Source organism: Candidatus Epulonipiscium sp. (genome assembly GCA_012519205.1).
GTDB lineage: Bacteria > Bacillota > Clostridia > Lachnospirales > Defluviitaleaceae > JAAYQR01.
The window spans coordinates 50,460-63,794 of the sequence record JAAYQR010000007.1 but is presented as its reverse complement, the minus strand read 5'-3'; the positions used below and the strand labels follow the sequence as shown (position 1 = coordinate 63,794).

The 13,335-nt window shown below is 35.3% G+C and carries 16 protein-coding genes; all 16 read right to left on the bottom strand.

Annotation, left to right across the window (positions count from 1 at the left end; genetic code table 11):
- Positions 1 to 6: 6 nt before the first annotated feature.
- On the bottom strand, positions 7 to 792 hold the full coding sequence (locus tag GX308_01500) for an OmpA family protein (GenBank protein NLK20767.1): 786 nt from the start codon (positions 790 to 792) through the stop codon (positions 7 to 9).
- A gap of 2 nt (positions 793 to 794) precedes the next feature.
- On the bottom strand, positions 795 to 1,592 hold the full coding sequence (locus tag GX308_01495) for a motility protein A (protein ID NLK20766.1): 798 nt from the start codon (positions 1,590 to 1,592) through the stop codon (positions 795 to 797).
- Positions 1,593 to 1,615: 23 nt separating this feature from the next.
- Positions 1,616 to 1,807 (bottom strand): flagellar FlbD family protein, encoded by a 192-nt coding sequence (locus tag GX308_01490; GenBank protein ID NLK20765.1) that lies wholly within the window; start codon positions 1,805 to 1,807, stop codon positions 1,616 to 1,618.
- A 78-nt stretch (positions 1,808 to 1,885) separates the two neighbouring features.
- Positions 1,886 to 3,226, bottom strand: coding sequence for a flagellar hook protein FlgE (locus GX308_01485; GenBank protein ID NLK20764.1), 1,341 nt, complete (start codon positions 3,224 to 3,226; stop codon positions 1,886 to 1,888).
- 94 nt (positions 3,227 to 3,320) lie between these two features.
- Positions 3,321 to 3,698, bottom strand: a complete 378-nt coding sequence (locus tag GX308_01480; protein ID NLK20763.1) for a flagellar biosynthesis protein — start codon at positions 3,696 to 3,698, stop codon at positions 3,321 to 3,323.
- A 15-nt stretch (positions 3,699 to 3,713) separates the two neighbouring features.
- A complete protein-coding gene (locus GX308_01475; protein NLK20762.1) occupies positions 3,714 to 4,523 on the bottom strand; it encodes a hypothetical protein in 810 nt (269 codons plus the stop codon).
- Positions 4,524 to 4,550: 27 nt separating this feature from the next.
- On the bottom strand, positions 4,551 to 5,924 hold the full coding sequence (locus GX308_01470; GenBank protein ID NLK20761.1) for a flagellar hook-length control protein FliK: 1,374 nt from the start codon (positions 5,922 to 5,924) through the stop codon (positions 4,551 to 4,553).
- An 18-nt stretch (positions 5,925 to 5,942) separates the two neighbouring features.
- Positions 5,943 to 6,656: a hypothetical protein gene (locus GX308_01465; GenBank protein NLK20760.1), complete on the bottom strand. Its 714-nt coding sequence runs from the start codon at positions 6,654 to 6,656 to the stop codon at positions 5,943 to 5,945.
- Entirely contained in the window at positions 6,649 to 7,116 is a 468-nt protein-coding gene (gene fliJ, locus GX308_01460) for a flagellar export protein FliJ (protein ID NLK20759.1), read from the bottom strand. The genes GX308_01465 and fliJ overlap by 8 nt, the downstream gene beginning before the upstream one ends.
- Before the next feature lie 11 nt (positions 7,117 to 7,127).
- Complete coding sequence (gene fliI / locus GX308_01455) at positions 7,128 to 8,453, bottom strand: flagellar protein export ATPase FliI (protein ID NLK20758.1); 1,326 nt, start codon at positions 8,451 to 8,453, stop codon at positions 7,128 to 7,130.
- Positions 8,454 to 8,487: 34 nt separating this feature from the next.
- Positions 8,488 to 9,219, bottom strand: coding sequence for a hypothetical protein (locus tag GX308_01450; GenBank protein ID NLK20757.1), 732 nt, complete (start codon positions 9,217 to 9,219; stop codon positions 8,488 to 8,490).
- Positions 9,212 to 10,225, bottom strand: a complete 1,014-nt coding sequence (gene fliG / locus GX308_01445) for a flagellar motor switch protein FliG (protein NLK20756.1) — start codon at positions 10,223 to 10,225, stop codon at positions 9,212 to 9,214. The genes GX308_01450 and fliG overlap by 8 nt, the downstream gene beginning before the upstream one ends.
- A 6-nt stretch (positions 10,226 to 10,231) precedes the next feature.
- A complete protein-coding gene (gene fliF / locus GX308_01440; protein ID NLK20755.1) occupies positions 10,232 to 11,875 on the bottom strand; it encodes a flagellar M-ring protein FliF in 1,644 nt (547 codons plus the stop codon).
- A 66-nt stretch (positions 11,876 to 11,941) separates the two neighbouring features.
- Positions 11,942 to 12,250 carry a flagellar hook-basal body complex protein FliE gene (gene fliE, locus GX308_01435; GenBank protein NLK20754.1) on the bottom strand — a complete coding sequence of 103 codons (309 nt, stop codon included), beginning with the start codon at positions 12,248 to 12,250 and terminating at the stop codon, positions 11,942 to 11,944.
- A 28-nt stretch (positions 12,251 to 12,278) separates the two neighbouring features.
- Entirely contained in the window at positions 12,279 to 12,719 is a 441-nt protein-coding gene (flgC, locus tag GX308_01430) for a flagellar basal body rod protein FlgC (GenBank protein NLK20753.1), read from the bottom strand.
- A 14-nt stretch (positions 12,720 to 12,733) separates the two neighbouring features.
- Positions 12,734 to 13,108, bottom strand: coding sequence for a flagellar basal body rod protein FlgB (flgB, locus tag GX308_01425; GenBank protein NLK20752.1), 375 nt, complete (start codon positions 13,106 to 13,108; stop codon positions 12,734 to 12,736).
- Positions 13,109 to 13,335 lie beyond the last annotated feature (227 nt).

The following is a 13,335-nucleotide window of genomic DNA, read 5'->3' as shown; positions in this document are numbered from 1 at the left end:
CACTCCTTATTGAATCAATGGTTCATTGATTCCTGAATATGAAGCATATTCACTTAGTATTTTTATCTCAACTCTTCTATTTTTTGCTCTACCTTCCGGGGTAGCATTATTAGCTATGGGTACATATTCTCCAAATCCCTCTGTTGAAAATTGTTTTGGATTAAATTTTAATTCATTGATATAATATTTTGCTACTGCTATAGCTCTAGCAGCGGATAATTCCCAATTACTTGGAAATTGAGCAGTATTGATTGGGCGATTATCCGTATGTCCTTCAAATCTAATTCTATTATTAGGGTATTTAGATAGCTGCACTCCTAGTTTATCTAATATATCCACAGCACTGGGCTTAAGATTAGCTTGTCCACTATCAAAGAGAACGCCATCATCAAAGGTTAATGTGACATAATAATCACTTAATTGGGCAGCAATTTTTCCCTCTAAATTATTTTCCTTTATATAGGTCTTAAAATCAGCATGCATTTTTTTTAATTCCTCTATGCTTTGCATTTCTACTTGTTTCGTGGTTTCTTCTAGGAATTTTTCAAGATCCGGTAATTGATTAATTCCATTGCCAACCTCGCTACCATCTCCTATGGTGGAACCACCTGCTAATATCCCAATCGAACCTTCCATAGAGTTAATAAAAGCCCTGAACTTTGCTATATCTACTGTTGACATCGAAAAAAGAAGAATAAAAAAAGTTAATAGCAAAGTAACCATGTCACCATAGGTATTCATCCACTCCGGTGCCCCTGCCTTTACTTCATCCTCAGTTCTTTTCCTAGCCATCTTTATTCACCTGCCCTTACTTCCTCTTCAGTTCCATCTTCTTTCATCGTTTCACGAAGTGTTGGTGATAAGAATGCCTTTAATTTTTCTTCAATTATTCTTGGATTTTCCCCAGCCTGAATTGAAAGAAGACCCTCTATCATAACCTCTTTTAAGAGTATTTCTTCATTACTTTTTAATTTTAATTTATTGGCGGTTGGATTAGCTAAAAAGTTTGCTAATATAGAACCATAAAATGTAGTTATTAATGCAACTGCCATCGCCGGCCCTATAGATGCTGGGTCATTGAGCTGGTCTAGCATATTAATAAGACCAATTAAAGTTCCTATCATCCCCCAAGCGGGACCCAAACTAGCAATAGTTTCCCAAAACCCTTGAACTTCCTTATGTCTTCCTTCGATGAATGCCAATTCGGTTTCCAATATATTTCTTACCAATTCAGGGTCGGTACCATCTACAATTAAAAGGACCCCTTTTTGTAAAAATTTATCTTCCATAGACTGGGCTGCTTCTTCCAAGGCAAGTAATCCTTCCTTTCTAGCAATATTAGCTAGATCAATTATCTTTTGGATGAGATTACCTGTATTCATCTCTTTGTTATGAAAAATCAGACGTATTGTTTTGAGGGAATTAATAAATTTATTTAAAGGATATGAAATCAGTACTGAAGCAAATGTTCCCCCAATGGTAATCATTACGGAAGGAAGGTCAAAGAATAAGTTTAATCTCCCCCCTAGCAAAATTGATACTACTACAAATACTACACCACTTATAAGTCCTATAATGGTTGAAATATCCAATTATCCCCACCTCACTCTGAGTGCTAATCCATTCTTATTAAAATTTTTTGTTTATATTGTACCACTATGTCGATAATATCATCAACTGTTTCCTTTACTACAATTTTTCTACCTGTTGTCATCGTAATAACCGTATCGGGGGTTGCCTCAATTAATTCAATCAATTCCGCATTAATTATAATCTCCGAATCGTTTAATCTTGTTACCTTAATCATACCCATCCCTCATTTTGAACAGCAAATTTTCCCGCACCTTAAGAATACTTGTTAAACTCAAAGTGCGGGAATTCTATACTAACGTTTTAGATTAACTAACTCTTGAAGCATTTCATCAGATGAAGTAATAATCCTCGAATTAGCTTGGAATCCTCTTTGAGTTGTAATCATCTCTGTAAATTCCTTGGCAAGATCGACATTAGACATTTCAAGAACGCCCCCCTGAAGGTTAGGTTCATTGCCGATACCATCAAAATCCCCTGAGTTTGGAGTAGTAGTAAATAAGTTACTTCCTGCTTTTTGAAGTCCTGCTGGGTTTCTAAAATTGGCTATAACGATCTGACCTAACATTTTTTGTTGTCCATTGCTATATTGAGCCGTGATAATTCCATCTGCCCCAATGTCATAGCCTGTTAATTCTCCCGGCTCCCGTCCAGACCCCATACCGATTTCATTCCCCATTAAGGGATCTATATTTGTTTTTTGATTGTACTGGGTAAGTCCGGTAAAGTCTATTGTTAGTGGGCCTAAGGTAGCCTTTATCCCTACGGATTCAGTTAAATCAAACTTCCCTTCGTTATCTGAAGAGGTTATTGTAAATACTCCGTTGCCTGTTGACGCATCTGCATCCCCTATTTTAAGTTCCCCATTTTCATCAAATACAACTTTAACGGGGTTATCATCGGAAGATACTTCCCCTAATTCAAATTTATTTCCCTTTGAATCACTTATTATAAGGGGGGATGGAATATCTAAATCCCATGCCTTTTCATCCGATTTGTATTCCATATTTAAATTTGCTGTGTAAAGATTTCCCAAGCTATCATAAAATTTTAATTGTACCGGTACCCCCCCATTAGATTTGCCGTCTTCTATATTAAGATTTCCTTGAATACGGAGATTGGTGGTAGCTTCTGGTGAAGCAGTTAAATTTTCCGGTTTGTCTAACTTTAAATCTTCCACATTACCTCTTTGAATTCTTGTACCATTATCAACAGCGGGCCAACCCTTTACCTTCATTCCATTGGGAATAACTAAGTTCCCATCGTCGTCTTTACGAAATACCCCTGCTCTTGTGAAATAAGTTCCACTTTCATCTCCCACTACAAAAAAACCGTCTCCTTCAATCATAAGGTCAAAGGGGTTATCTGTCCTTTGGGCAGCTCCTATATTCATTAAAGTATCTATAGAAGAAATATTGGCTCCTAAACCTACTTGCATAGGGTTTCGTCCTCCCCTTCCTGTTTGCTGGCTAGCTCCACTAGCCCCTTGAAGAGTTTGACTAAATACTTCATTAAATGTAACACGGCTTGATTTGAATGCTGTGGTATTTACATTGGCAATATTGTTACCTATAACATCCATTTTTGTCTGATGAATCCTTAATCCGGAAATACCGGAGAACATTGACCTCATCATAATTAATGACCTCCCAACGAATAATTCATATATTTATGCTGTAAACCATCTCTTCATCCATTCCGAGATAAAAGCCTCCTCTTAGAGGTCCAGCCTATACAATCACAGCACCATCGATATTAGTAAAAACTGTTTCATTTGTTTGACTAGAATCCATTGCAGTTACCACAGTACGTTTTTTAATATTTACCACTAGGGCAACCTTATCCATGAGGACTAAAGAATCTTTAATTCCTTTTTCTTCTGCCTTTTTTATACCTTTTTCAAGTTTTTTAAGTTGCTCATTGGTGAAGCAAATGTTTCTTGAATTTAGCCTCATAGAAGCATGTTTTGAAAACTTTATTTGTCCATTTGAAGATATTTTATCTATTAATACCTGTTCAAAGGAATTAATAGGATTGGTAGCTTCTATTTTACTAGGGTTTAAAGGGGCAACAGGTGTAATTTTAACTGGATTTTGGATTATTCTCATAAAATCACCACCTAACTATTCCTCAAAAACTTGTACAACATCTTTAATCGAAAGTTCTTTACCATCCACTACTGCATACATTAAGTTATCTCTAATAAGAATATATTCTACTATGCCTTCTATGGCTTCATTTTGTGTGGTTTCACTATTAAAGATAGTGCCTTTTATCCTTTTTCCTGTTAAGGATTCTTTTTCTACAACACTTACCAAATCAGCTAGCGATGCTTCTATAGCTGACTCCCCAGAACCAATTACCACATAGGGAACGCCTTTTTTCATGTTGATATGCATTACTTTTCCTTCAACGTATTCAACTTTCTTAGTATCAGGATTTTTTACTTGTACCTGTACAACTTTTCCAATGAGTTCAAAAGCATTTGTAGGTTCATTGGTAATGCCTAAGATACTAGAATCTGTTACGATTTCTACCTTTTCTGCCGGTACTTCTTTATTGCCGACAAGTAAATATGGCTTACCATTTCTCATCTTTACAAATTCTACTTTCCCTTGAATCACCTCATAATCTGAGGTTTGCTCATTAATGATGGTGGCTTGTATTTCCTTGCCAATTAATGAAAATGCCTTAGTGGCTTCAAAATTTTGGTTCATGTTTTGCATTTGCTCTAAGGTAGTAAATTGTGCCATTTGAGCTAGGAATTCCTTGTCATTGGTTGGGTTAAGTGGGTCTTGATATCTTAATTGAGTAACCAATAAATGCAAAAAGGCATCCTTACTAATTTCATTCTTGGGTGCGGTATCTTCCTTCTTATATTGTATCTTTGAATCATTAGAGTTTATATAATTTACATTTGTTAAATCGGCCATGGTTTCACCCCCTATTGTATATTCTTGCTATGCGGAAAAATCAACTTCCCCTTCTGAACGTTTGTATGGATTATTGTAATTTCCTTCATAGCCTTCTACTGAATCTTCCATGGAATTTAGGATAATCTGACTTATTCTTTTATCCGATTTACCAGTTTTCCCATTCATTAAGTTTGAATCTTGTTTCGCTGATTCTTGCTTAACGGATACCTCTAGGTTTTGTATCTTTAAGCCTTGTTCCTGAAGAACATCTTTTAATTGGTTAAAGTTTGATTCAATAATCTCTTTTACCATTTGACTTTCTGCCATAAATTGTGCAGTTAGAATTCCTCTTTCAGTCACGATTTTTAAGGACAATTTCCCCAAATGATCTGGTTTAAGTTGCAGGCTTATCTCTGAGGATTCTTCTTTTGCGTTTATTTTTATATGTTCTACCATTTGACTTATAAGTTGCTCTGGTTCAATTGAAATCGTTCTAGATTGTGCTGATAAACCATCGGTTTTTAGAGTTTCGGTCCTAGTGTTTTGTTGGACAAACAAATTGTTGTTTATGGGTGTATCTCCAACTTCCTCATTATCGCTATTTTCTAAGCCGATATCATTAACCTGTTCCTTAGAATTATTTACTCTTCCAAAATCCTTAAGATTATCCTTGTCAATTTCAATAAAGGGTTGTTCCTTATTTGTCCCCCCGTCCTGAAATTGGTCTTCCATAGAATTTTGGTCTAGTACAACTTCATCTTCCGGTACAGTTCCCTGCTGTAGAGTTTCTGTATTTCTAGAATCTTGTTCTTCCATCCTATTATTTTTTCCTATTAAAGTTTCTACTAAGTCCTCTTCACTTTGTTCTTTAGGCATTTGATTCATTAAATCCTGGGTAATTCCATCTTCTAAAATAGGAAATGTTTCTTGTAGTTGGCTAAAGATATTTGCAATTTCCTTGTACACCTGATTAATATTTGGAATTGATAATAACTCAATAGGATCTGTCGCATTTGTGATTAGTTGTATAAATTTTTGTAGGTTTTCAGGTAAAAGCAGTTCATATACCGAAATACCCATTTGGTTTAGGGCCTCTTGAATCTTTTCTTCTGATATCCCTGTTTTTTCTTCAATCTCTGATATCAGCTCTTTTTCATTAGGCACTTCTTGATTTAGTGAGTCTTTTGATTTTGGCGTTTCTGAACTTTGAACATTTCTTGAATTTTGAACTAAGTGGGTAGATGATGTAGATTGTACCCCATCATTTTTTCTAGATTGCGTTATATTTTGCTGCTGGGTATTTTTTAGAACAATATCAAAATTACCTTCTTTTTTTGGAGTATTTTCTCTGGTAAAATTACCTAGGTTACCATTGACCCCCTTAGAGGCAAAACTTAAAACTTGAAATCCTGCATCCATATCTTTCCCCCCCTTCTTTTAATTTGGAGCCATGCTCTTGACTACTCTAGCTGCCTTTTGTGGGTTCATCTCCCCAAGTATTGCAGCTTGTTGTTCACTATCTATATTATTTAAAAGAAGAACAACCAAATCCATATCGGTGCCAACCATCTCTTCTAAAACCTTTGCTGCATCGGAAGGATCCATGGTCTGAAACGGCTGTGCATATTTCTTAATCTTTTGTATCTCTATTTCCTCACCAATTAATCTTTCATATATTTCGGCGGCGGTATCGGGATGGGTGTTTTTAAAAAATTCAATAAAACCTTTGGGATCTTCTAAAGCAACCATTTCGCTGAACTTTCTCTCATCTTCTTTATATTGAATTTGCTGATTTTCTATTTCCTTTAGCCTGGTTATCTCTGCTTCTAATTTTTCGATATTGTCTTTATATATGTTGATAAATTGCTCCTTGTCCTCTATTTTTTTTTGGAGTTCTTTAGATTCCTTAACCAGTTGTTCCTTAGAAATATTAGCATATTTATCCCCTTCTTCGTTTTTAGGGGGAAGAAGATTGTTGACAATAGGAACTTTTTCTAAAGTGTTCCTTAAATATTTTTCTGTTACATTGCCAATATTAAAACGTATGATAATTCCTACAGCAATAAGTATAATAAGGAAACTTACGGTTACAATAATAAAAGGAGCCTTGCTTTTTTTATTTATATTATGTTCTTTAACTATTTCAGCCACTAGTTTTCCCCCTATCCCTTAGGCGGTTTTGTGATTTAAAACTTATGATTTCATCAATGATTTTTTGTTCACTTTTATTTACTTCTTCTAGAAATGCAGCCTTCTGCTTTTCTTTTAATGATTCAAGCATTTTCCTTTGCTTTACCACTTCCAATAGTTCGCAGCGCTTATTTTCCATATGCCTTGCGGCATCCTCCACTTTTTTGTTTTGTTCAATTATCCTTTCCTTTAAGAAACCAATATACTGATTATAATAAAGGACTTCCCGTGGAGTAATTTTATTTTCTAGCATATCCCGCATCCCACAGAATATATTGTCTGTTTTATTTATTAGTTGATGCTTTATTTCCTTTTCGTTTTGAAAGCTTGTAGAAGCCTCTCCGTATTCCTGTTTCTTTTTATCTTCTAATTTTTCTCTTATGTTCAAAATATTATCTAATCTAAATTGAAATCGGCCCATAATATGCTCCTTTAATTGGAGTTTTCATTAGTGACAATTTGCTTCATTTCCTTTAAAACATCCTTCAAATCATATTTTTCATTTATTTTTTGTGTTAAAAAGGAAATAATGGCTTTTATTTTTGAAACAGCTTCATCGATTTCTTCATTGCTTCCCCGAACATAAGCCCCTATATTTATTAAGTCCTCAGCCTCAGTATATACTGCTAATAATTTTTTAATTATATGGGAAAGTTCCTTATGTTCATCATCAATAATATCGGTCATTACCCTTGATATGCTTTGAAGAATATCTATCGCTGGGTATTGGTTTCTATTGGCTATTTTTCTAGATAAAACTATATGCCCATCTAGTATACCCCTAGCTGTATCTGTAACAGGTTCTGTCATATCATCCCCATCGACTAAAACTGTGTATAGACCGGTAATAGATCCCTTATCCGAATTACCTGCCCTTTCTAAAAGTTTCGGCATAACAGCAAATACAGATGGCGTATATCCTCGTGTTACAGGGGGTTCTCCGATAGCTAGACCTACTTCTCTTTGGGCCATGGCAAACCGTGTAAGGGAATCCATCAAAAGTAAAACATTCTTGCCTTTGTCCCTAAAGTATTCTGCAATTGCGGTTGCTGTTTGTGCCGCTTTTAAACGGACTAATGCCGGCTGGTCAGAGGTTGCTACAACAATAATTGAACGTTTTAGTCCTTCTTCTTGGAGATCTTTTTCAATGAACTCTCTTACTTCTCTTCCCCGTTCTCCAATTAAGGCAACCACATTTAAATCTGACTTTGCATTTCTTGCAATCATCCCTAATAATGTGCTTTTGCCGACGCCACTCCCTGCAAAAATCCCTACCCTTTGACCCTTTCCTATGGTCAAAAGTCCATCTATAGCTTTAACCCCTAGGGGTAAAACCTCTTTAATACGATTTCTTTTTAAAGGGTCTGGGGAATGGTTTAAAAGAGGATATTGTGTATCGGAAAGGATTGTCTTTTCCTCATCAATTGGATATCCTAACCCATCTAGTACCCTTCCAAATAAATGCTCTCCTACACCAACACTTAAAGCAGCATTAGAAGCCTCTACTATGCTTCCAGGCCCGATTCCTGTCATATCCCCTAGGGGCATTAATAATATCTTATTATCTCTAAAACCTACCACTTCTGCCTTTACAGGATTCTCTTGGTTTTGTGATTGTATAAGGCACATATCTCCAAGATTACAAATGGGTCCTATGGATTCTATGGTCAACCCAACTACCTGGGATACCTTTCCTCTATATATGTTATAATTTTTATCTAATACAACTTTATATTTTTCGATGTTAATTTTGTCCAAGTCCTCACCCATTCTATAAAGATACTATGCCATCCTACCCCAAAATAAGAAGTAAATCTTGTTTTAAACCTTGTAGTTGTGCATCTAAACCGCAATTAATACTACCAAGTTCCGTTTCTATAATACAATCTCCTAATTTTAATGTTGTATCTTTTATAATGGTAATTTTTCCATTAAAGCCTGTTTCCTCACTGAGGGCTTTTTTTGATTCTAAAACAATCGGGTAATCCCCCTCTGATATTTTAATGGTAAATTCTCCCCCATTATCCCTTGCTTCTGAGAATCCTTTTTTTATAATATATAAAATGGATTCCTTATTTACCTTTACAGCATTTTTCAAGACTTTTTCGCAGATATCAACAATTAAATCAACCATCTTAGGCTCAATACCATTTATAATCTTTTCCTTTTCTTTTAGAGCATTGTCTAATTCGGTCTTTGCTTGGATAAGTAGCCTTTTGCTTTCCTCAGAACCTTTATGAAAGCCCTCTTGATACCCTCTTTGTCTTCCCTCTTCTTCGATTTTCATTTTCGCAAGTAATGCATCTTTTTTTGCCTGGTTTAAAATCTGCTCAGACTTCTCTCTTGCTTCCTCAATCATTTTATTGGCATCCTGCTTGGCCTTTAAGATGATATTTTCTTTCATAACACCTGCCGTATTTTCGTCAACCTTTAAAATTTCATTTTGTATCTCTTCACTTATCTCTATGGGTACAGCCTCATCAGAGTTATATTTTATGGCAGGTCCCTTGATTACATTAGACAATTATTTCGTCACCTCCACCTCTGGAAATAACGATTTCACCCACATCTTCGAGTTTCCTTATAACATTAACAATTTTTTGTTGTGAATCCTCGACATCCCGTAATCTAACAGGACCCATATAATCCATATCTTCTTTTATCATACTGACTAGACGTTTTGAAAGGTTGGAAAATATAACATTTTGCACTTCTTCTCCAGAACCTTTTAGGGCAATAGCTAAATCGTTATTATCAACTTCCCTGAGAATTCTTTGGATTGAACGATTATCCAGTGTGATGATATCTTCAAATACAAACATTTTCTTCTTAATTTCTTCTGCAAGTTCTGTATCTTCAACTTCCAAGGTTTCCATAATGTGTTTTTCAGTACCCCTATCAACGGAGTTAATAATTTCTACGATTGCATCTACACCACCAACAGCAGTATAATCCTCTGTCACTAATGCTGAAAGTTTTTTCTCAAGTACCCTTTCAACTTCTTTAATGATATCAGGAGAAGTTCTATCCATTAAGGCAATTCTCCTTGCAACATCGGCCTGCTTCTCTTGGGGCAGGGATGCCAAAACTATAGATGCTTGACTGGGCTTTAGGTATGAGAGAATAAGAGCAATTGCTTGTGGATGTTCATTTTGGATGAAGTTAAGCAGTTGGGAAGCATCTGTTTTTCTTACAAAGTCAAAGGGGCGAACCTGCAATGAAACTGTAAGCCTATTGATTACTTCTAAAGCCTTTTCACTTCCCAAAGCTTTTTCTAAAACTTGTTTTGCATATGAAATACCACCTTCAGCGATATATTGCTGTGCCAAACAAATTTGATAGAAATCATCCAGCACCTTTTCCTTTATTTGAGGGGATACCGTTCGGATATTAGCAATTTCTAGGGTGAGCTGCTCTATCTCCTCTTCCTTTAAATGTTTAAAAATCCGTGCGGATTTTTCAGGTCCCAATGCAATAAGTAATATTGCTGCTTTTTCTTTCCCTGAGTATTCTTCTCTCACAACTGCCATCTATGTTCACTCCCATTCCTCGCTTAGCCAGTTGCGCAATAGACTTGCCACTGCTTCGGGTTTTTCCTCTACGAACTTATCAATTTGTCTCTTGATTTCAGATTCTTCATTGTACTCAATTGGATCTACTTCTTCCGGTTTAACTTGTGAACTTTCTAACATTTCCTCTACCGATAATTCAGGTTCTATTTCAGTTATCTCGTGAGGTTCTGTCTTCTTTATTAATGCAAAAGCTAAAAGAGCAATTAAAGCAAACAAAATGCCCATAGCTATATATTCATTGTAAGGCCTTGCTTTTATTTGTTTATCAACGAACACAGGTACTTCATATCCCACAATCTCTACATTGTTCAAATTAATTCCTGCTGCGTTAGCAACCAACCTTTCTAATTCGGGATACTCCCCATCAATATTAATCATGGCTGGTTTTGTTTTGATACGGTATTTGTATTCATCCCAGGTTTCTCCTTCAAGGAGCGAATCTGTTTCCCCATTTCCCTGGGTCTTTTCTTTTTGTTCTTGATTATAAATCTTATCTCTTAACACGACTACTGATAAATTAGATAAATCTGTTACTATGCTTCCTATACTTTTTTCTATCTCAGTATATTTTTTATCTAATTCATATTTAACTTCACTGTGATCTTCCTTAGCCTCATAATTGTTTTGACTCCCCATTTGGTATTCTGGAATATCACCACCATTTGCTGTTAGTCCCGGTTCTTCTCCTTCAGCCCCTCCACTGGCTTTTCTTGTGGATTTGTTTTCATAGGATATAATTCCCTTTTTTTCGCCTTCAATAGGAGAGCTTACAGTTTCTTGTTTTTCTTTATATTGGTCAAAATTCAAAACTAGATTAGGGGTTACCCTCACCTCATCAAATAAGGGACCTAAAATAGAAATAACCTTTTTTTCAATATCTTTTTCGGCTGCTGATTTACGTTCTTGCTGTTCACCCATATTAATCCCCGGACCATTTTCTTCACCTAGATAAAGTATATTTCCTTTATTATCTATAACCCTTACATTTCTGACATCTAAATTCTTAACGCTTCCGGCTACATAATGGGCAATACCGAGAATTTGTTTACTTGTTAATTCATTTTTTAAATCAAGCTTTACACTGGCTGTTGCCTCCTGGGTAGATGCTAAGAAAAAATTATCTTCATTGGGAATAACTAAATGAACATCCGCTGATTTTATCCCTTCAATTGAGGCAATATCACTAGCAAGTTCTTGTTGTTTGACTTCCCTATCCATAGCTTTTTTCTCTGTTTCTGTAGTTCCCATGGTGCTATTTTCTAAGGCATCTTTAAAAGTAAATCCCTTATTGGGGATTTGTTCCTTAGCTAAGGCCATCTTAGCCCTAGCATAATCTGTCTTTTTAACTTCTATTACCGTTCCTTCTTGATTGGTTATATTATAGATTTGGGCCCCGTCTAATGCCTCTTTAACATCTGCAGCCTGCGCATTAGTTAATTCCTCGTTAAATAACCTGACCAATTGAGGTCTGGTTGTAAGAAAGATAGCAATTCCTAATGTTAATATGACTAAAACAGTTATAATACCAATTCTTATTTTTTGACTTTTATCAAAACGGTTCCAGTACTCTGTAATTTGTTCGGACATCCGAGAAATTGTTTCCTGCATTAATTCACCTCATTCCTGTGCAAATATTGTATTGTTTATCATAGACTTTGTATTATCTTCCTATAATTATAGTGTAATCCTCATAATTTCTTTATAGGCCTCTAATACTTTACTATGAACTTGCACAGTAAATTGAAGTGCGATGTTTGCTTTTTCCTGAGCAATCATAACATTATGAATATTGTCTGTTTTGCCCATTACAAAGTCTAATCCAAGCTTTTCGGCTTCTTTTTGAGCCTTATCGGTTTGTTCTATTAATCCAATTGCAGCTTTATAAAATTCCTCAAAGACTTTTCCCTTTTTTTCTATTTGGTTTCGGCTAGGATCTATAGCATTACCTATGAGATTAGACCCGCCTGTAGATTCTACTTTCATGTCCATCCCCCTAATTTATATGAATGACTTAGCGTCCTATCTCCAATGCCTTTAATGCCATACTTTTATTAGTATTCATTGCTGTTACATTGGCCTCAAAGGATCTGTTTGCTGATATCATATTCACCATTTCTTCAATGATATTTACATTAGGCATTCTAACATATCCATTTTCATCTGCATCAGGGTGTTCCGGCTCATATACCAATTTAAGATCCTTATTATCCTCAACAACGCCCGCTACTCTTACACCGGAAGTACTATACTGCTCTATATTATTCTTAAGCACGGTACTAAAAGATGCCTTATTACTTCTTTCTTCAAATAACACAGTTTTTCTCTTATATGGCTGTCCATTTTCTGTCCGTGTCGTATTAACATTGGCAATATTCTGGGATATGATATCCATCCTAAGCCTTTGGGCTGTTAAACCACTAGCACTTGTGTCCATCGCATTAAAAAAAGACATATATATTCCCCCTCCTATCTACTATTTAATACAATATTTATTCGTTTAAATTCTGCAGAAACTTGGGAAATTAAAGTATTATACCTGATACTGTTTTTTGCCATTTCTGTCATTTCAACATCTATATCTACATTGTTTTCATCCATCCTCGTTTGTAATTTATCGTTTGCCATTACCATCCTAGGTTGGATGTTTTCAATATTCACCTTGCTTGGCGACTTATTAAATGCCATAGATTTTTCTAAATACTTCTCGAACTCAACTTCTTTTCTTTTATATCCCGGTGTATCCACATTAGCTATATTGTCTGCGATGGTATCATTTCTAAGCCATGACGCATCCAACGCTTTTTCTAATATGTTTGTGTTAGAATATAAACGGTTGAACAACATCTTTCTCCCCCCCCCATCTTTTAGATAATATAATCTTACTAGATTATTGTGTTTGTGTAAATCAAGATTTAAAGCTAAATTTAGCTTTAATTAGTTTTACACCAATTGATATCCATGTCAACTATTAATTTCCATATTTAAATATTTCATAGAAATTCGACTTTGTTTTCATTATATACATTTCAATACAAAGAATCAATAAAATTATTGTAAGAATTTTGACC

Bases quoted from the DNA above. Each gene is read 5' to 3' on its own strand.
- fliG (NLK20756.1), bottom strand. From the start codon at position 10,225: ATGGCAGTTGTGAGAGAAGAATACTCAGGGAAAGAAAAAGCAGCAATA.
- GX308_01470 (NLK20761.1), bottom strand. From the start codon at position 5,924: ATGGATGCAGGATTTCAAGTTTTAAGTTTTGCCTCTAAGGGGGTCAAT.
- GX308_01500 (NLK20767.1), bottom strand. From the start codon at position 792: ATGGCTAGGAAAAGAACTGAGGATGAAGTAAAGGCAGGGGCACCGGAG.
- fliE (NLK20754.1), bottom strand. From the start codon at position 12,250: ATGAAAGTAGAATCTACAGGCGGGTCTAATCTCATAGGTAATGCTATA.
- GX308_01475 (NLK20762.1), bottom strand. From the start codon at position 4,523: ATGGCCGATTTAACAAATGTAAATTATATAAACTCTAATGATTCAAAG.
- GX308_01490 (NLK20765.1), bottom strand. From the start codon at position 1,807: ATGATTAAGGTAACAAGATTAAACGATTCGGAGATTATAATTAATGCG.
- flgC (NLK20753.1), bottom strand. From the start codon at position 12,719: ATGTCTTTTTTTAATGCGATGGACACAAGTGCTAGTGGTTTAACAGCC.
- GX308_01480 (NLK20763.1), bottom strand. From the start codon at position 3,698: ATGAGAATAATCCAAAATCCAGTTAAAATTACACCTGTTGCCCCTTTA.
- fliJ (NLK20759.1), bottom strand. From the start codon at position 7,116: ATGGGCCGATTTCAATTTAGATTAGATAATATTTTGAACATAAGAGAA.
- fliF (NLK20755.1), bottom strand. From the start codon at position 11,875: ATGCAGGAAACAATTTCTCGGATGTCCGAACAAATTACAGAGTACTGG.
- GX308_01485 (NLK20764.1), bottom strand. From the start codon at position 3,226: ATGATGAGGTCAATGTTCTCCGGTATTTCCGGATTAAGGATTCATCAG.